The following is a 17,116-nucleotide window of genomic DNA, read 5'->3' as shown; positions in this document are numbered from 1 at the left end:
GTCGGGTTGCCGGGGCTGGTGGCGTGGGCGGGGAGGGCGCGGTCAGGTGTGGTGTTTGCGGCTGTGGTGAGGGGTGGTACGGCGCGTTGATGCGGTGAGCGTGGGGCTTCGTTGGGGCCGTGTCCGCGATGCCTGCGGTGGGTTTCGGCCGGGGCGCTGGGGCTGGTGGCGCGGGCGGTGAAGGGCGCGGTCAGCAGTGGCTCTCCGGCTGCGGAGAGGGCGCGTTCAGCTGTGGCTCTCCGGCTGTGGTGAAGGGCGCGTTCAGCAGTTGCTCTCCGGCTGTCGTGAAGGGCCGTACCCCGAGCTGATCCGGTACTCGCCGGGGGCCGAGACGGTGAGTTCGGTGTACTCGCCCCTGGGGGTGAGGCAGCCGCCGTCGTTCACCCGGAGCCATGGTGAGGGGGCGATGCGTACGGTGGCGGTGCCGGCCCGGGCCATGCGGACGACGATGTCGGCGCTGGACGTCGACACGACGCTCGCGGGCGCGGAGACCAGGGGCACGGCGTCCCGGACCCGGTACACCCGCCAGTGCTCGTCCTGCCACACGGGCTCCAGCCAGTCGGGCCGGTGATCACGGACCAGCCGGGCTTCCTCCTTGGCGTAGCCGTCTGGCCTGCCCATCGGCAGGACGACGAAGCCGACGGCCCAGCGGTCCAGCCAGGTCCGGTAGGTCGCCGCGGAGAGCGAGCCGTCGTAGAAGAGACGCGCCCGCTCCATGTCGAGCTGCCGGTTCCAGCCGCGGGCCATGTTCACGTGCGGGGCGAGCCCGCTGGCCTCGCGGTGGTTGCGGGCGGGGACGACCTCGACACGGGTGCGGTCGGCGCCGAGGTGGTCGAGCGCGCGGACCACTCCCTGGGTCTCGGTGGCCCAGGCGGGTACGACCGTGGAGACGTACAGATCGTCCCCGGTCTTCTTGCCGACCCAGCCGACGGAGAAGACCAGCGCGGCGATGAGGAGCCTGCGGCGCACCTTGGCGAGCCCGGGCCGGGCCAGCAGGACGGCCAGGAGGGCGGCGGGCGCGAAGAGTTCCGCGAAGCGCTCGACGTTGGTGCCGATGGGGGAGGGGATGAGATACGTCAGGACGGCCCCGCCCGCGTAGACGGCACCGCTCCAGCGGGCGACGCGCCAGGCGCGGGGCGCGAACGCGGTGACGGCCAGGCCCAGGAAGAACGGCGGCCATATGCGGTCGGCGAACATCAACTGCTCGCCCTTGAAGGGGAAGAGGAGGGTCGTGGCGCCGACGGTGACGGCGGGTGGGAGGAGGAGAGCGAGGGCGCGGGCGTAGTCGCGGGTGAGGAGGAAGGCGGCGCCGACGACGATCAGGAACAGGCCCGCCACCGGGCTGGCCATGGTCGCCAGGGCCGCGTAGGCGGCCGCGAGGACGATCCGTCTCTCGCGCGTGAGCATCAGGCACGCGGCGAGCCCGAACGCGACGCCGAGCGCGAAGGTGGTGCGGCCGGAGGCCACGTTGCACCACAGGGCGAAGGACGCGAGGAGAGCGGGGCCGAGGGGCCTTCGGAGACCTTCCACGCGGGTGATGACGACGGCCGCGAGCCAGGTCGCGGTGATCCCGGAGACGACCGTGACGGCGCGCACGCCGAGCGCGGCCATCAAGTACGGGGATATCAGGCTGTAGTTGGCGGTGTGCATACCGCCGTACCAGAAGAGGTTGTACGCCGAGTCGCCGTGCCGCGCCGTGAAGCCGGCCCAGGCGTACTGGGCCGCGAGGTCACCGCCGCCGGTGGCGAGGAAGGCCCACCAGAGCGCGTAGAGGGGGAGCGTCGGGAGAGTGGCCAGCAGCGGGATCCGGTGGCGGTGGTACAGCGTGCGGAGGGGGTGGTTCCGCGGGAGGGCCGTCTTTCGTCGTTCCGGGTGGGCTACGGCGAGTTCGGCTGGGGCCACGTGTTCGAAGACGTGAAGTCGCAAGGAAACGTTCACTGTCCGAGGGAGACGGCTGTGTCACGGCCCGGGGCCGTACGTCTCGGGGGAGGCAGGAACGGGGCGTAGGGATAGGGGGTGCTCCTGCCTCCCTCGGGACGCGTCAGCCGGTGCTGACCTGGAGTTCCTTCACACCGTTGATCCACGCGGAGCGCAGGCGGCGCGGATCGCCGACCAGCCGCAGGTCGGGCATGGCGTCGGCCACGGCGTTGAAGAGGAGGTCTATTTCGAGGACGGCCAGGGACTTGCCGAGGCAGTAGTGGGGACCGCCTCCGCCGAAGCCCAGGTGGGGGTTGGGGTCGCGGGTGATGTCGAAGGCGTCGGGGTCGGTGAAGACCTCGGGGTCGTGGTTGGCGGAGGCGTAGAAGATGCCCACCCGGTCGCCCTTCCGGATCTGCTTGCCGCCCAGCTCCGTGTCCTGCGTCGCCGTGCGCTGGAAGGAGACCACCGGGGTCGCCCAGCGGACGATCTCCTCGGCCGCCGTCGCGGGGCGCTCCGCCTTGTAGAGCTCCCACTGCTCGGGATGGGTGAGGAAGGCGTGCATGCCGTGGGTGATGGCGTTACGGGTGGTCTCGTTGCCCGCCACGGCCAGCATCAGCACGAAGAACCCGAACTCGTCCGAGCGCAGATTGCCTTCGTCCTCCGCCGCCACCAACGTCGTGACGATGTCCTTCGCCGGGCACTCCTTGCGGTCGGCGGCCATGTTCATCGCGTAGGCGATGAGTTCGGTGGCCGACTCCTGCCCCACCTCCTCGGTGATGGCGTACTCGGGATCGTCGTACGCGATCATCTTGTTGGACCAGTCGAAGATCTTGGCCCGGTCGTCCTGCGGGATGCCGATGAGCTCGGCGATGGCCTGGAGGGGCAGTTCGCACGCGACCTCGGTGACGAAGTCGAAGGGGCCGGAGCGGTCCCTGGCGTTCGCGGCGATCGCCAGCGCCCGGTTCCGCAGGCGTTCCTCCAGGGCGCGGATGGCGCGCGGGGTGAAGACGCGCTGCACGATCTGACGGACCCGGGTGTGCTCGGGCGGGTCCATGTTCAGCAGGATCAGCCGCTGGGCGTCGATGGCATCGCGCTCGATGTGCTCGTTGAAGCGGATGATCGCCGTGTTGAGGGAGGACGAGAACAACTCCGGGTGCGTCGAGACGTACTTGACGTCCGCGTGCCGGGTCACCGCCCAGTAGCCCTCGTCCTGGAAGCCTGCCACATTGCCCGACTGCGGGATCCAGCGGACCGGTTCGGCCCGGCGCAGCTCGGCGAACTCCGGGAGGGGTACGCGGTGGTGCAGCACATCGGGGTCGGTGAAGTCGAACCCGTCGGGAAGCGCGGGACAGGGCATGAGCAGCTCCTGACGATCCATCAGTTATAGGGGATCACCGCGACGGTAGTAACGGGTTCTACAACTAGCAAGAGCCATGGACCCTCCAGTTGCCCTCCAATTGCCCGCACAACCCTTGCGGTCGGTCGGCCTCCCTCAGCAAACTGCACACAGAACTAGAACACGTACTAGTTCCGCAGAGCCTCGGAGAGGATCCGCACCCATGGCTGCCGAACCCGTGATCGTCGAAGCCGTCCGCACCCCGATCGGCAAGCGCGGCGGCGCGCTCGCCAACCTCCACCCCGCCTATCTCCTGGGCGAGACCTACCGCGAACTCCTGGGCCGCACAGGTATCCCCGCGGACTGCGTCGAGCAGATCGTCGGCGGCACGGTGACCCATGCCGGCGAGCAGTCCATGAACCCCGCGCGCACCGCCTGGCTGACCATGGGCCTGCCGTACGAGACGGCGGCGACGACCGTCGACTGCCAGTGCGGCTCCTCGCAGCAGGCGTCGCACATGACCGCCAACATGATCGCCGCGGGTGTCATCGACGTCGGCATCAGCTGTGGTGTCGAGGCGATGTCCCGTGTGCCGCTGGGGTCGGGGTCCAAGCACGGGCCCGGGAAGCCGTTCCCGGACGAATGGAACGTCGATCTGCCCAATCAGTTCGAGGCGGCGGAGCGGATCGCCCGCCATCGGGGGCTCACCCGGGAGAACGTCGACTCACTGGGGCTGATGTCGCAGGAACGGGCCGCGGCCGCCTGGGCCGAGGAGCGGTTCAAGAGGGAGACGTTCGCCGTCCAGGTCCCGACGACCGAGGACGAGCAGCGCGCCGGACAGGGCATGTGGCGGCTCGTCGACAAGGACGAGGGGCTGCGCGACACGTCCACGGAGGCGCTGGCGGGACTGAAGCCCGTCATGCCGACGGCCGTCCATACGGCGGGCAACTCGTCGCAGATCAGCGACGGCGCGTCGGCCATCATGTGGGCGTCGAAACGGATGGCGCGTGCGCTGAAGCTGCGGCCGAGGGCGCGGATCGTGGCGCAGGCGCTGGTCGGGGCCGACCCGCACTTCCACCTCGACGGGCCGATCGACGCGACGCGCGCGGTGTTGGGGAAGGCCGGGATGTCCCTCAAGGACATCGACCTCGTGGAGATCAACGAGGCTTTCGCGTCCGTCGTGTTGAGCTGGGCACAGGTCTTCGAACAGGACCTGGAGAAGGTCAACGTCAACGGCGGTGCGATCGCGCTCGGGCACCCGGTGGGGGCCACCGGGGCCCGGCTGATCACGACCGCGCTCCATGAACTGGAGCGGGTGGACAAGGAGTTCGCGCTGGTGACGATGTGTGCGGGGGGCGGCTTGGCCACCGGCACGATCATTCAGCGGTTGTAGCCGACGTCCAGGTGACGAAGGTGGAGAACGCGGCGGGCCTGAGGGTGAGGATCGGGCCCGCCGGGTTCTTGGAGTCGCGTACGGCGACAGCGGTGATCGTTTCGCCGATCTCTACGCAATCACCGCCCTGGTCACCGCTGTAGCTGGACTTACGCCACTGGATCCCCGTCAGAATCTCGGTGCTCTCCATAACGCTCCTCCATCACGCGCCGGATCAACTCCGCCGAGTCCTTGAGGGAGAGGGCGGCGGCCTGGAGATGATCGTAACGGAGCGAGCAGTCCCTCACGGTGTCCGGGTTGGCGGTGGGATGCCCGCTGCCGTACCCCTCGGTGTAGACGATGGTCGGATCGCTCGGGAAGCGGTAGAGGTTGAATGCGCCTTGGAGCCCCGCATGCGCTCCAGCCGAGAACGGCAGCACCTGGACGTTGATCCGCGGGTTGTTCTCGAATGACAAAAGGTGGGCCAGTTGGCCGCGCATGGTCGCCGGACCGCCGATTTCCTGGTAGAGCGCCCCTTCGCTGAGGATCATCCAGAAGACCGGTGGCTCGCTCTTCTCGAAGATGCGCTGACGAGCCAGCCGTACTTCGGTGCGGTCGTCGAGGTCGGTGTCGTCCAGCACGCCGAGCACGGCACGCGCGTACTCCTTGGTCTGCAGAAGTCCGTGCACCATGTGCGTCTGGAAGGTACCGATCTCAACCGCCCGCGCCTCCAACTCCGCCACCTGCTGAAACCAGGCCGGAAGTTGACTACGCATCACCAGCTCATGCAGCCGGGACAGTGCCCCGTCCGTCCCCAGCGCCACGTCAGCCCGTTCGCTGAACGGCAACGTCGGCAGCTTGCGGGCCGTCTCGATCTGGCCGACCAACGAACCCGTGCAGTAGACGATGGCCCCCAGCTGCTTCTGGGTCAGCCCGGCGGCCTCGCGGTACCGGCGCAGCTCGAAGCCGTAGTAGTCGAGTGGCGAGGCACCCGGGTCGAGGGTGTTGATGTGGGTCACGCAGAGCCCCCTCTCACGCAACTCGGCCCACTCCGGGACCGGTTGTATCTGTTCCGTAGCCGAGAGTAGTCGCGCCAGGTCACCCTCGTACCGTGAACGGATACATTCAGTACCGCCTGAGCCTCACCGTCGGCGAACACTCGGCCCGGCACATCCGCGCCATCGCGCGCTCGCTGCTCGACGAGTGGGAGATGCCCGGACTCACCGATGCCGTCGAGCTGGGCGTGACCGAGCTGGTCGCCAATGTCGTACGGCATGTTCCGGACCGGCGGTGCGAGGTGCTGGTGCTGCGGCAGTCGGCGGGGGTGCGGGTGGAGGTGAAGGACGGCGGTGAGCACCTGCCGGTCCTGCCCGCGCAGATGCCGCTGGACGCCGAGAACGGCCGCGGGCTCGTCCTGCTGGAGGCGGTGGCCGACAAGTGGGGCGTGGATGCCGTAGGCGGAGTGGGAAAGACAGTGTGGTTCGAGTGCCGTAATCACTGAAATCACTGAACAACCGGACTGATAACGGGAACTCCCGCAACGCTCCGCCGCTACTCTGGAAGCCGCGGCCGTAGGGGACGATACGGCGGTCATGAAGGGTGGGGGAAAATGTTCGGGTGGACGACCTTTGACGTGTCTTCGCAGCTTCCCGCCAACTGGCACATGGATATTTCGGAAGTCGTCCGTAAGTACCAGTCGGACAGGCTTCTCACGCCTCCCCATTCCACTTCCCGGGAACAGGGCGGGACTCCGGCGCTGTGCACGAGCACGGTCCGGGGCGCGGTGGTCTGGGAGGAACTTCCCTGGGTGGTCGACCTCTACCAGGGCTGGTTCCGGGAGCTCGGGGAGCGCTTCGCACGGCGCCCGGTGCTCGCGGCGACGGACCGGCGCTACGCCGTGGTCCTCAACGTCCAGGATCCCGGTGGCGACCGGAGCGAATGCCATGTCGACACCAATCCGATCGCGGCTCTGCTGTACGCGACCAGCCATTCCCCCGACGCCGGAGGTGAACTGGCCATTGCGAATGATGTCCGGGCGAGCAGTGTCGCCGACGTCGACCGTGACTGCTCGGTGATCTATCCGCAGAAAGGGCATCTGGTGTTCTTCGACGGCAGGGCGAATCCGCATTATGTGCGTGCCGTGACGGGCGGTGCCACACGTGTCGTCGTGGCCATGAACTACTACACCGAGGACTGCCCGGAATCCGCGCGGCCGGGGGATCTGGACGATTACCTCTACGGCGCTCCCGTCGGCGGCTGACCGGATTCGTCGGAGCGGTTCAGCCGCCCGGACAGCTCTCGTATGGAGGGGACGTGCTCGGCGTCCGGTGCCGCCGAGCAGGTGATGAGAAGGTCGAGGTAGGACTGGATCCGCGCCTTCACCTCCGGCGAGACCATCGTGGGACGCCGGTGCAGGACGGAGGTCAGCTCGCGCAGGTCGAACACGATCTCGGAGAAGGTGGGCCGGGCCAGCAGCCGCTGCACCAGCCGGAGGGTCATGGCCCGGTTGCGTGACTGGGCGGAGCCGTCCTCGTCGAGCGTCTCGATCTCGTCGGTGACGGCCAGGAACAGGGCGATGCGCAGGTCCTGCAGGGCCAGTTGGGTGCGCGTGTTCTCCAGGTCCCGCTGCTGCTCGCTGTTCTGGGCGCTCAACTCGTCGATGAGCCTGTTCACATCGCGGATGTTCTGCTCGACCTCGTCGCGCTTGCGGTCCACCACGGTGGCGACATAGAGGGAGTAGCCGGAAATGAAGGTGGCCACGACGCTGAAGACCGCCATGGCCAGATCCGATCCGCCCGCCTTCGAATCCGCGAACCGGACGGCCAGCGTGTAGATCGCGGGCGCGGAGAGCGTGGCGCCGAGGGTCGCGCAGACGGCGAGGAGAAGCCGGGGGACGGGGCGGTCGCGAGTGGACTTCCACAGAACGGCCGTGACGACCAGCGACGTGAGCCAGAGGAACGTGTACCAGGCCTGGCTCTCCGCCAGCCAGCCGAAATCGTAGGCCGGTTCTGCTCCCCGGGCGGTGGCCGGAGCGTCAGGGATCGGCACGCAGCATCTCCTGGAGTATGTCGACGAGTTGCTGAGGGCTCGTCTCGTACTTGTCGAACGCCGGCCGGTCCCGCCACGGGCGTGCCCCCTCCATGGCGACGAACGAGTCGGCCACCGCCGACAGATAGATGAACGGTATGTAACGCGAGCCGTTCTGCGCGCTGAGGTACATGCCCAGCACCTGTCCGGCGTTCAGATCCTGCACGCCCAGCCGGTAACCGGCGTGGTTTCCGCGGAAGATGGCGGCATAGGTGTCCAGGGCCTCGGGCACCGGATCGGGCAGGCTCATGTGCAGGTCGAGTACCGCCGCATCGATCTGATCGCGCGACTCGAACAGGACACACGCCTGGCGCAGTGAGTTGCAGTGCCGTAGCTGCGCCCCCGCCCGTCGGATGGCGGCGAAGAAGTACCGGTTGATGTCGTATCTGTCATCGATGAAGGCGACCGTCTTGCCGGCCAGCGGAGTCGGCGGTGTCGACATCTACCCGTCCCCGTGCGAGTCGCATGGCCACATGATGCTGACCAGAACCTGGTCGGCTTCGTTGGAGATGGAGATCCTCCCGCCGACCTCCTTCGTCCACTGGTGGGCGATGGACAGCCCGAGATGCATGCCCTCCGACGGGTTCTGAGCGTCCTTGTAGAACGGCTCGAAGCCGTGGTCCAGCTGGGACTGCGGAATCTGGCCCGGATTGCGCACCGAGATCTCCGTGAAACCCCTGCCGCGGGCCAGGCCGATGGTGATGCGCATGTCCTCGACGGCGGCCGAACTGTCGTAATGCTTGACGCTGTTGCTCAGCACATTGCGCATGGTGTTGGTGAAGGCCTCTCGGGTGCCGAGCAACCGGGTCTGTCTCAGTCGGCTCGTGTCGTCCGGAAGCGACAACGCGATGTCGGTGTCGAGCTGAGTGGCGGAGTAGGTGAACTCGTTGATGACGTCGCGCACGGTGTCGAGGAGGTCGAAGCCGCCACGCCGGGCGAAATCCTGCGTCCTCCCGGCACGCAGATCGGGCTGGAAGCCCGCCTGGAACGACAGGAAGTTGTCCGACAGGAGGCGGAGACTGCCCACCGACCGCTCGATGTCCCGGAACTCGTCCGTCTCCGACAGCGCCGGATTGTCCGACGCCAGTTGCCACAGGGCCTGGCGCAGGGGGACCAGTTCGCTGCGGATCTCGTGGGCGAAAGTACGGCCCCACAGCGCCAGCTGGCGGGAATTGAGTTCGGTGATGTGGTCCAGGAACGCCTCAAGGGTGCGCAGCGGGGCATGATCGGGGCCCTCGCGCTTGGCCCGGTAGTAGGCGTCGGTGTGCTGCAGAAACCTGCTGGGCGTGAGGTCCACCGCGAGCTCCGCCTGGAACAGCTCGCCCTGGAACTCGACCCGGAAGGCATTGGTCAGCAACGCCACGGGGTTGCCCTCCCGGTCCCGGTCGATGGCGATGCAGTTCACCGCCGGTACGACGAGGGGGACGCCGGCGATGATGCGATCGGCGTCCTCCCTGGCCTGGTCCATCTGGGGCTCGTCCACGAACAGGTCGAGAAAGCTGGTGCCGATGGCTTCCTCCCGGCTGTAGCCGTAGATACGGCTCGCCGCCGCGTTCCAGAGCACGATCTCGTACCCGCCGTCGCGTCCACGCGACATCCAGAAGCTCACCGGGATCTGGTCGAGCAGGGCGTGGATCAGCTCCGCGCCCTCTTCCGACCAGCCCTGAGCACCGACGTTTTCCGCCACCCCGCCCCCATGCGCACCCAACGGTATTTACGGATACTCCGTCCGCCCGTACTCGTATTTCGCCATTGCGTCGGTACCTGTGTAGCCACCGTCCACGGTGAGGACGGTGCCATTCACAAAGCTCGCCTCTTCGGAGAGCAGGAAGGCCACCGCTGCGGCCACCTCGTCCGGCTTTCCCGGGCGTCCGAGGGGCGTGATCTCGCCCGATTCCTTGGCGACGACCTCGTCCAGTGCGCCGTCGATCCATCCTGCGGCGACTGCGTTGGCCCTGATCTTGCGGGGCATCGTGTTGGCCCAGGATTTGGTGAGGTTGTGAATGGCGGCCTTCGACGCGGCATAGGCGGACGCGACGTACGATCCGGCGAAGGCCTCGGTGCTCGTCACCGTCACGATCGCACCCTCGTCCGCGAGGCACGGACTCAATTGCCGCACAAGGAAGTTGGGCGCCGTCAGATTGACGGCCACACTCCACGCCCACTCGTCGTGGTCGAAGTTGTCGGGATTCTCCAGCATGAAGTAATACTCGGCGTTGACCAGTCCGTGGATGTGCGACTTCTTGTCGCGCACCTCCCGGCCGAGATCGTCCACGAAGCCCTCAAGGGCGGCGCGCTCCCTGAAATCGACCTGGAACAGTTCGAGTTCGCAGTCCTTCAGTTCCCGCACTGCCCCGAGAAGCTGTTCGGCGTGCTCCTTGTCGGCCTCCCCGTGCGTACCGATCACCCGGTACTTCTTGAGCAGACGACGGGTGACCGCCTCGCCGATCCCCGGGGCCACCGCGCCGGTGACCACTACCGTCGGTCGTCTGTCCATCACATCTCCGCAGGGAGGCCGGATTCTGGCTGAGCGAGCTGGGCGAGCCTGGCGACGGAGATCATTGATGCGCCCCCGTCCGGTCACTCGCCTCAGGTTAGCGCGAATTGCCGGACTGTTGACACTCAACTGACCGAGAACAGAGGGGAATTGATCAGTTGAGCGATTTCGGAGACCGCAGTGCTAAACAGGAAAACGGAGTAATGGACTCCAATCGTCTCCGGATCACTCCGGCGTTTCCTCGCGTGAGATCCCGCTTCGGGCTACCCTCAACCCCTGTGCGAAAGATCATGATGCGATCGGTGCCGATCGGCGCGGCCGTGGCGGTCTCCTGGGGCCTCGGCCCGGCGTTCACCGATCCGGGCACCACACGGCATGTCGTGATGCTGCTGCTCTTCGTCGTCACGCTCCTGGCCGTCGGCTTCGTCGTCGACGCGGTGACGGGCGATCGCGAATAGGACGCGGGGGCGTGGGGGCGGCAGTCCCCACAAGGGGCGCGGGGAACTGCGCGACCAGCCCCCACTCACCTGCACCCGCATGACAACCCATGGGGGCGCAGGGGGGTGCAGGGGGCCGAGGGGCATGGCGAAGGCGGCGACCCCGGGGATCAGGGGGTCGCCGCCTTCAGTACCGTGTGGCGGGTCGGCTCAGTACCAGCCGTTCGCCTGCCAGAAGCTCCAGGCGCCGCACGGGCTGCCGTAGCGGTCCTTCATGTAGTCCAGGCCCCACTTGATCTGGGTGGCCGGGTTGGTCTTCCAGTCGGAGCCGGCGGAGGCCATCTTGTTGCCGGGCAGAGCCTGGACGAGGCCGTAGGCGCCGCTGGAGGCGTTCGTGGCGTTGATGTTCCAGTCGCTCTCGTGGTCGACGATGTTCGAGAAGCACTGGTACTGGGCCGAGTCCGCGATCATCTTCTTCGCGATCGTCTGCGCCGAGGAGGACGAGGTCGTCGCGGCCTGCGCGGGGGCGGCGGCGAACAGCGTGCCGGCGGTGGCGGCGGCCAGGGCGGCACCGGCGAGGGCCTTCTTCGGGGCGGACATGCGGCGGAAGGTGGAAACGACGGACACGGGGAGCCTTTCTTCGGGGACAGTGCGCCGCAGGCATGCCGGAACCACGCGAGGCGAGGCGGGGGGCATGCGTCGGCGCCGCGGCCCTGTGGGCACGTCGGCGCCGTGCGACGTCCTCCAGACAAGCAGGCCGGAAAGGCGTCCGCAATGAGCCCTTTTGCTAGTTGTGGTCGTATGCGGGAGGAAGGTCGTTTGTGTGACGTGGCTCTCAATGCGCAGGTCAGGGGCCGGATTGCCGTGTCCATGGCATCCGATTTGTCCAACTAAAGTGGATCGTAGGTGATGTGGGTCATGTGGGGTGGTTCACCGGGTGGCTAGCGGTGCGCGCACACGGCTTCACTGTCCGGGAGCGTCGAAAGTGACCGGGCTCTCGAAGGCGGCCCGGCGCGTGGCCCGGCGCAGTGCCCTGAGGATCGCCGGGCCGAGCGTGCAGGTGAGGATCACGGTGACGACCGCCCGGCCCAGGTCCCAGCCGAGCGAGGTGGCGAGGCAGTACGCGACGAAGCGGGCGAGGTTGGCCAGGGGCCCGGCCCCGGGATCGGGGGCGATCGCCGAGCCGTCCGCGAGGAGGTACGGCCAGCCCTGCATGTTCATCACCGTGCCGTAGGCGAACGCGGCGACGAAGCCGTAGGCGCCCAGCAGGAGCAGCTCGCCGCGGCCCCGCAGGCGGTCCGGGCCCGGCAGCAGCCCGGCGCCCATCGTGAACCAGCCCATCGACAGCATCTGGAACGGCAGCCACGGCCCCACCCCGCCCGTGAGCAGGGCCGACGCGAACATCGTCACCGCACCCAGGACGAAGCCGAAGCCCGGGCCGAGGACCCGGCCGCTGAGCACCATCAGGAAGAACATCGGCTCGATACCGGCCGTCCCGGCGCCGAGCGGCCGCAGCGCGGCGCCGGTCGCCGCCAGCACGCCCAGCATCGCCACCGCCTTCGGGCCGAGCCCGGACTCGGAGATCGTCGCGGCGACGACGGCGACGAGGAGGAGCAGCAGGCAGGTGAAGAGCCAGGGGGCGTCCTGGGCGTGGGCGCTCACCTGCGCGGCGGGCGGGGCGAGGAACGGCCAGCCGAGCGCGGCCACGCCGACCGCGCTGACGAGGAGGAGGGCGGCGACGGAGCGGGGCCCCAGGCGGACGGCGCGGGCCTGGGGAGCCTCGGGAGTAGAGCGGCCGGTCATCCCAGGGCCTCCCTCACCTCGGCGACCGTGAGCCACTTCTGCGGGGCCAGGATCTTGGCCACCTGCGGGGCGAAGGAGGGCGAGGCGACCACCACGTCCGCCGCCGGCCCGTCCGCTATCACCTCACCGTCGGCGAGGAGCACGACCCGGTCGGCGAGTTCGGCGGCCAGCTCCACGTCGTGCGTGGCCAGCACGATGGCGTGTCCCTGGGCGGCGAGGTCGCGCAGCAAGGCGACCAGGCGGGCCTTCGCCGCGTAGTCCAGGCCGCGGGTCGGTTCGTCGAGGAGCAGCAGCGGGGGGCGGGCGGTCAGGACGATGGCCAGCGCGAGTGTCAGGCGCTGGCCCTCGGAGAGGTCGCGCGGGTGGGTGTCGTCGGGGACGTCCGGGAGGAGCTCGGCGACGAGGGCGCGGCAGGTGCCGGGCGCTGCGCCGGCGTCGGCGTCGGCCGTGGTGCATTCGGCGGCGACCGTGTCCGCGTACAGGAGGTCGCGGGGTTCCTGGGGGACGAGGCCGGCTCCGCCTGCGGTGAGCGAGCCGGCGGTGGGTTTGACGAGGCCGACCAGGGTGTTGAGGAGGGTGGATTTTCCGGCGCCGTTGCGGCCCATGACGGCGACGATCTCTCCGAGGGCGACCGTGAGGTTGATGTTGCTGAGGGCCTGGATGTGGGCGCGGGTCACGGTGAGGGCTTTGACCTCGGCTGCGTGGGGGGTTGTCGGGGTGGTGGGGGTGCGCCTGCGTTGGAACCATCGGCGGGTAGTGGGTTTTTCGCCCATGAGTTCGGGGGGTGTTGTCCGTTGGCGGGTGCGGGTTTGTTGTGGCTGGTCGCGCAGTTCCCCGCGCCCCTGGGGGGCGTTGTCGTCCCGGTTCTCAAGTTGTTGCCGTAGGGCTGTTGCCCTGCGGCGGGCGTCCCTCACCGTCAGGGGGAGGGGGGACCAGCCCGCCAGGCGGCCGAGGTCGACCACCGGGGGATACACCGGGGACACGGCCATCACCTCCGCCGGTGTTCCCAGGATCGGGGCCGCGCCCGGGGAAGGGAGCAGGGCGACCTGGTCGGCGTACTGGATGACCCGTTCCAGGCGGTGTTCGGCCATCAGGACCGTGGTGCCCAGGTCGTGGACCAGGCGTTGGAGGACCGCCAGGACTTCCTCGGCCGCCGCCGGGTCCAGGGCCGAGGTCGGTTCGTCGAGGACCAGGACGCTGGGGTGGGGGGTGAGGACCGAGCCGATCGCCACGCGCTGCTGCTGGCCGCCGGAGAGGGTGGCGATGGGGCGGCCCCGGAGGTCGGTGAGGCCGAGGAGGTCCAGGGTCTCCTCGACGCGGCGGCGCATGACGTCGGGGGCGAGGCCCAGTGACTCCATGCCGTAGGCCAGTTCGTCCTCGACGGTGTCGGTCACGAAGTGGGAGAGGGGATCCTGGCCCACCGTGCCCACCACGTCCGCGAGTTCGCGGGGCTTGTGGGTGCGGGTGTCCCGGCCGGCCACCGTGACGCGGCCGCGCAGGGTGCCGCCGGTGAAGTGCGGGACGAGTCCGCTCACGGCGCCGAGGACGGTGGACTTGCCGACGCCCGACGGGCCGACGAGGAGGACGAGTTCGCCTTCCGGGACCTCGAAGTCGACGCCCTGGACGGTGGGTTCGGGGGCGCCGTCGTACGTCACCGACACGTTCTCGAAGCGGATCACGACGGCTCCTTGGGGGCGGCGGGAGTGCGGGGTGAGGGGCTGATGAAGGCCGGGAGCAGGCCGAGGAGGACCGCCGCCGCGGGCCACAGGGGAAGGGTGGGGGCGACGAGGGGGATCACGCCCGGGTGCAGGGCCGCCGGGTCGCGGGCCGCGGCGAGGGTCAGCAGGGCGGCGACGGCCGCGCCGGAACCGGCGACCAGCCAGGCGCGGGCGTCCCAGCGGTCCGGGCGGTAACGGGTGCGCAGGGTACGGCGACCGCCGAGGCGGAGCCCCGCCAGGGCGGCGACGAGTCCGACGAGGAGGGCCGGAAGGCCGTAGGTGCCGCCTTCGGCGGTGAGGAGGCCGTACGTTCCCGCGCAGACGCCCAGCAGACCGCCGAGGGTGAGGGCGGCGGTCGTACGGCGGACGCGGGGCGGGACGTCGGCGGTACGGCCGTAGCCGCGGGCGTCCATCGCGGCGGCCAGGGCGACCGAGCGTTCCAACGCGCCTTCCAGGACCGGGAGTCCGACGTGCAGGAGGCCGCGGATGCCGGTGTCGGGGCGGCCGCGCAGGCGGCGGGCGGCGCGCAGGCGCTGGACGTCGGCGATCAGGTGGGGGGCGTAGGTGAGGGCGACCACCACCGCCACCCCCATCTCGTACAGGGCGCCGGGGAGGGACTTCAGGAGGCGGGTGGGGCTGGCCAGGGAGTTCGCCGCGCCCACGCAGATGAGGAGCGTGGCGAGTCTCAGGCCGTCGTAGAGAGCGAAGAGGAGGGTTTCGGCGGTGACCTCGCCGCCCAGGCGGATGCCCTGTGCCCAGTGGGGCAGGGGGAGTTCGGGGAGCGTGACGATCACGTGGGTGCCGGGCAGGGGGGAGCCCAGGGCGGTGGCGAAGAGGAGGCGGATGAGGAGGACGGCGAGTGCGAGTTTGAGGAATGCGGTGTAGGAGCGGGCGGAGGGGGTGTCGGGGCGGCACGTCACCACTACGTAGGCGGACGTCGCTGTGAGGAGGGCGAGGAGGAGGGGGTTGGTGGTGCGGGTGGCTGCGGTGCCCAGGGCGAGGGACCAGAGCCACCAGGCACCGGGGTGCAGCTGCCCGCAGTTACGCATGCCGACGCCGGCGTGCCTGCCACAGCGCCGCCGCTCCCAGTACGGCCACCACGGCGCCTCCGGCCACCAAGCCAAGCGACGGGCCGTTGTCGTCCGATGCGCCCTTCTCCTTCGCGGACTTCTCGGAAGCCGTCGACTTGCCGTCAGCCGTCGGCTCTCCGGCCCCCGACACCTGCTCCCCGCACCCCTTCTCCGGATACCCCGCTATCGCGCACAACAGGGCGTTCGTGTCGTACCGCAGGGGCTTGGCCACCGCGGCCAGGGCCTCCGCCGTCGTTGCGTCGGTGGGCACCCGTGCGCATGCCGTACGGCGGGCCGGCGGCGTCTCGCCCGACGGGGCGTCCGCCGGCGTGCCGAAGTCGAGGACCAGGGCCACCCGCTTCTTGTCCTCCTGCGCGGGCGTCCTCGCACAGATCACCGCGAACTCCGCCGCGCCCCTCGGCTTCGCCGCGTCCTCGGAGTCCTCGCTCACGGCGAAGCGGAAGCCCTGGACGTCGCCGTCGGACGGGCGGGCGGTGGAGGGCCCTTGCGTGGCGTACGTCCACTTGCCGCCGTCGTGGTCCCAGAAGGACCAGTAGCGGTAGCCGGCCGCCTGGGCGGCCTGGGCCGCGGCGGTCAGGAGGACCAGCGCGGCCAGAAGCGGAGCGAGCGCGCGGCGGATCACTGCCGTCCGCCCTTGTTGCGGCCGCTCAGCAGGAAGCCGATGCCGATGCCCACGACCAGGAAGACGCCGATGTACCACCAGGCGCCGAAGGGATTGTCGTCGTCCTCCTTCGCCTCCTGCTTGTCCGCCGCCTTCTGGGGCGCCGGGCCCGTCGCGTTGAGCTGCTCGACCAGGTCCGTGCCGCCGAAGTCCCGCGGGTCGGCGCCCGCCGCGTCGGCGGCGAGGATCAACTGGGCGTAGGCGGCGGGGCCGCTCTGCTTCGCCCAGCTCGCGGCGTTCTTCTCCAGCCAGCGCAGAGGCTTCCGGGCAGCAGGCTCACCACCCTGTACGGCGAGCGCGACGACGGCGTCCGCGGTGTTGCCGTAGTCGGGCTGGTCCTCGGCGCCCGCGAGGGCGGACTTCAGGTGGCCGTCCTTGTCGAGTGCCTTGCCGAGGTAGGCGGCGCCGTTGGCCGCCGCCTGCTCCGGGGTGAGGCGGGCGCCGTCGGCGCAGGCGGCCTCCTCCGCCTTGTCGCCCGCCTTCGCCGTCAGCATGCCCTGGCCCGACGCGGCGACGACGGCCGCTGCCGTCGCGTCCGCGTTGGCCGACAACGTGCCCTTCTTGTCGGGCTGGTAGGCGAAGGCGCCGCCCTTCGCGCACGGCAGGGCGAGCTTGAGCAGGGCGTCGTAGGACGACTTGCCGTCCCTGCGGACCTCGGCGGGGTCGGTGCCGACGGCGTTGAGCGCGCCGATCACGACCGAGGTCGAGTTGGCGTCGCTGGCCCCTCCGGGCGTGTAGCCCCAGCCGCCGTCCTTGTTCTGCACCGACTTCAGCCAGGTCACCGCCTTCTCGACCTCGGCGTCGTGCTCGCCGACCGCGGCCAGGCCCTGGACGGCGACGGCCGTGCTGTTGGTGTCCACCATGACCTTGGCGTCGCACGCCTTCGACGGGGCGGCGCGAAATGCCGCGAACGACCCGTTGGCGCACTGCTGTCCGGTCAGCCAGTCGATCGCCTTGGCGGCGGGCTCCAGCTTCATCCGCTTCTGCGCGATGAGTGCGAGGGACTGCCGCCACACCCCGTCGTACGTCGGGTCGGCGTCGCCGTACAGCCCGGCGGGGATCGCCACGGACGGCGACGGGGACGGGGAGGAATCGGCGGCGACTGCGGGCGTGGCAACGGCCGTGCCGATCGCGACGGTGGCGGCCAGGGCCGCGGCGCTGCGGCGGACGTACATGATCGGCGGGTGCCCTTCC

General features: G+C 69.6%; 18 protein-coding genes. 4 read left to right on the top strand and 14 right to left on the bottom strand.

Going from position 1 to position 17,116, the window contains the following annotated elements:
* Positions 1-261: 261 nt before the first annotated feature.
* Together ACIBU0_RS15645 and ACIBU0_RS15640 are read right to left on the bottom strand one after the other, a co-directional pair.
* Entirely contained in the window at positions 262-1,902 is a 1,641-nt protein-coding gene (locus ACIBU0_RS15645) for a hypothetical protein (protein ID WP_398818295.1), read from the bottom strand.
* A 139-nt stretch (positions 1,903-2,041) separates the two neighbouring features.
* The gene (locus tag ACIBU0_RS15640; RefSeq protein ID WP_398818292.1) at positions 2,042-3,277 is read right to left on the bottom strand and encodes a cytochrome P450; all 1,236 of its coding nucleotides are present in this window, start codon (positions 3,275-3,277) and stop codon (positions 2,042-2,044) included.
* A 202-nt stretch (positions 3,278-3,479) separates the two neighbouring features.
* Here ACIBU0_RS15640 and ACIBU0_RS15635 point away from each other — a divergent pair, with 202 nt between their 5' ends.
* Positions 3,480-4,649 carry a steroid 3-ketoacyl-CoA thiolase gene (locus ACIBU0_RS15635; RefSeq protein ID WP_398817553.1) on the top strand — a complete coding sequence of 390 codons (1,170 nt, stop codon included), beginning with the start codon at positions 3,480-3,482 and terminating at the stop codon, positions 4,647-4,649.
* Here ACIBU0_RS15635 and ACIBU0_RS15630 read toward each other — a convergent pair.
* Both ACIBU0_RS15630 and ACIBU0_RS15625 read right to left on the bottom strand, forming a co-directional pair.
* Positions 4,633-4,839, bottom strand: coding sequence for a DUF397 domain-containing protein (locus ACIBU0_RS15630; protein WP_398817550.1), 207 nt, complete (start codon positions 4,837-4,839; stop codon positions 4,633-4,635). The genes ACIBU0_RS15635 and ACIBU0_RS15630 overlap by 17 nt on opposite strands.
* Entirely contained in the window at positions 4,799-5,647 is an 849-nt protein-coding gene (locus tag ACIBU0_RS15625; RefSeq protein ID WP_398817548.1) for a helix-turn-helix domain-containing protein, read from the bottom strand. The genes ACIBU0_RS15630 and ACIBU0_RS15625 overlap by 41 nt, the downstream gene beginning before the upstream one ends.
* 92 nt (positions 5,648-5,739) lie before the next feature.
* Between ACIBU0_RS15625 and ACIBU0_RS15620 the strand changes: the two genes are divergently transcribed.
* Complete coding sequence (locus ACIBU0_RS15620; RefSeq protein ID WP_398817546.1) at positions 5,740-6,129, top strand: ATP-binding protein; 390 nt, start codon at positions 5,740-5,742, stop codon at positions 6,127-6,129.
* A gap of 108 nt (positions 6,130-6,237) precedes the next feature.
* Positions 6,238-6,888, top strand: a complete 651-nt coding sequence (locus tag ACIBU0_RS15615) for a 2OG-Fe(II) oxygenase (protein ID WP_398817543.1) — start codon at positions 6,238-6,240, stop codon at positions 6,886-6,888.
* On the opposite strand, the gene ACIBU0_RS15610 is transcribed toward ACIBU0_RS15615, so the two are convergent.
* Genes ACIBU0_RS15610 through ACIBU0_RS15595 form a run of 4 tightly spaced genes read right to left on the bottom strand, consistent with a single transcriptional unit; the run spans position 6,864 to position 10,212 of the window.
* Entirely contained in the window at positions 6,864-7,676 is an 813-nt protein-coding gene (locus ACIBU0_RS15610) for a hypothetical protein (protein WP_398817540.1), read from the bottom strand. The two genes, ACIBU0_RS15615 and ACIBU0_RS15610, sit on opposite strands and share 25 nt — an antisense overlap.
* A complete protein-coding gene (locus ACIBU0_RS15605) occupies positions 7,663-8,157 on the bottom strand; it encodes a hypothetical protein (protein WP_398817538.1) in 495 nt (164 codons plus the stop codon). Before ACIBU0_RS15605 ends, ACIBU0_RS15610 begins: the two co-directional genes overlap by 14 nt.
* Complete coding sequence (locus ACIBU0_RS15600) at positions 8,158-9,402, bottom strand: PAS domain-containing sensor histidine kinase (RefSeq protein WP_398817535.1); 1,245 nt, start codon at positions 9,400-9,402, stop codon at positions 8,158-8,160.
* A 27-nt stretch (positions 9,403-9,429) separates the two neighbouring features.
* Positions 9,430-10,212: an SDR family NAD(P)-dependent oxidoreductase gene (locus tag ACIBU0_RS15595; RefSeq protein WP_398817532.1), complete on the bottom strand. Its 783-nt coding sequence runs from the start codon at positions 10,210-10,212 to the stop codon at positions 9,430-9,432.
* A gap of 278 nt (positions 10,213-10,490) precedes the next feature.
* On the opposite strand from ACIBU0_RS15595, the gene ACIBU0_RS15590 reads away from it, so the two are divergent.
* Complete coding sequence (locus ACIBU0_RS15590; RefSeq protein WP_398817529.1) at positions 10,491-10,670, top strand: hypothetical protein; 180 nt, start codon at positions 10,491-10,493, stop codon at positions 10,668-10,670.
* Between the two features lie 189 nt (positions 10,671-10,859).
* Here the strand turns inward: ACIBU0_RS15590 and ACIBU0_RS15585 are convergent, their stop codons facing one another.
* The 6 genes from ACIBU0_RS15585 to ACIBU0_RS15560 form a co-directional block, all read right to left on the bottom strand.
* On the bottom strand, positions 10,860-11,276 hold the full coding sequence (locus ACIBU0_RS15585) for a transglycosylase SLT domain-containing protein (protein ID WP_398817527.1): 417 nt from the start codon (positions 11,274-11,276) through the stop codon (positions 10,860-10,862).
* A 336-nt stretch (positions 11,277-11,612) separates the two neighbouring features.
* Positions 11,613-12,452, bottom strand: a complete 840-nt coding sequence (locus ACIBU0_RS15580; protein ID WP_398817525.1) for an ECF transporter S component — start codon at positions 12,450-12,452, stop codon at positions 11,613-11,615.
* The gene (locus ACIBU0_RS15575; protein ID WP_398817522.1) at positions 12,449-14,131 is read right to left on the bottom strand and encodes an ABC transporter ATP-binding protein; all 1,683 of its coding nucleotides are present in this window, start codon (positions 14,129-14,131) and stop codon (positions 12,449-12,451) included. The genes ACIBU0_RS15580 and ACIBU0_RS15575 overlap by 4 nt, the downstream gene beginning before the upstream one ends.
* Positions 14,128-15,219, bottom strand: a complete 1,092-nt coding sequence (locus tag ACIBU0_RS15570) for an energy-coupling factor transporter transmembrane component T (RefSeq protein ID WP_398817519.1) — start codon at positions 15,217-15,219, stop codon at positions 14,128-14,130. The genes ACIBU0_RS15575 and ACIBU0_RS15570 overlap by 4 nt, the downstream gene beginning before the upstream one ends.
* Complete coding sequence (locus ACIBU0_RS15565) at positions 15,212-15,883, bottom strand: SCO2322 family protein (RefSeq protein ID WP_398817516.1); 672 nt, start codon at positions 15,881-15,883, stop codon at positions 15,212-15,214. Before ACIBU0_RS15565 ends, ACIBU0_RS15570 begins: the two co-directional genes overlap by 8 nt.
* Positions 15,880-17,097, bottom strand: a complete 1,218-nt coding sequence (locus ACIBU0_RS15560; protein ID WP_398817513.1) for a prenyltransferase/squalene oxidase repeat-containing protein — start codon at positions 17,095-17,097, stop codon at positions 15,880-15,882. Before ACIBU0_RS15560 ends, ACIBU0_RS15565 begins: the two co-directional genes overlap by 4 nt.
* Positions 17,098-17,116 lie beyond the last annotated feature (19 nt).

Source organism: Streptomyces sp. NPDC049627, assembly GCF_044465645.1.
In the GTDB taxonomy this organism is placed as follows: domain Bacteria; phylum Actinomycetota; class Actinomycetes; order Streptomycetales; family Streptomycetaceae; genus Streptomyces.
This window is presented reverse-complemented; position numbering and strand designations above follow the sequence as displayed.

Bases quoted from the DNA above. Each gene is read 5' to 3' on its own strand.
- ACIBU0_RS15580 (WP_398817525.1), bottom strand. From the start codon at position 12,452: ATGACCGGCCGCTCTACTCCCGAGGCTCCCCAGGCCCGCGCCGTCCGC.
- ACIBU0_RS15560 (WP_398817513.1), bottom strand. From the start codon at position 17,097: ATGTACGTCCGCCGCAGCGCCGCGGCCCTGGCCGCCACCGTCGCGATC.
- ACIBU0_RS15595 (WP_398817532.1), bottom strand. From the start codon at position 10,212: ATGGACAGACGACCGACGGTAGTGGTCACCGGCGCGGTGGCCCCGGGG.
- ACIBU0_RS15635 (WP_398817553.1), top strand. From the start codon at position 3,480: ATGGCTGCCGAACCCGTGATCGTCGAAGCCGTCCGCACCCCGATCGGC.
- ACIBU0_RS15640 (WP_398818292.1), bottom strand. From the start codon at position 3,277: ATGCCCTGTCCCGCGCTTCCCGACGGGTTCGACTTCACCGACCCCGAT.
- ACIBU0_RS15570 (WP_398817519.1), bottom strand. From the start codon at position 15,219: ATGCGTAACTGCGGGCAGCTGCACCCCGGTGCCTGGTGGCTCTGGTCC.
- ACIBU0_RS15605 (WP_398817538.1), bottom strand. From the start codon at position 8,157: ATGTCGACACCGCCGACTCCGCTGGCCGGCAAGACGGTCGCCTTCATC.
- ACIBU0_RS15630 (WP_398817550.1), bottom strand. From the start codon at position 4,839: ATGGAGAGCACCGAGATTCTGACGGGGATCCAGTGGCGTAAGTCCAGC.
- ACIBU0_RS15615 (WP_398817543.1), top strand. From the start codon at position 6,238: ATGTTCGGGTGGACGACCTTTGACGTGTCTTCGCAGCTTCCCGCCAAC.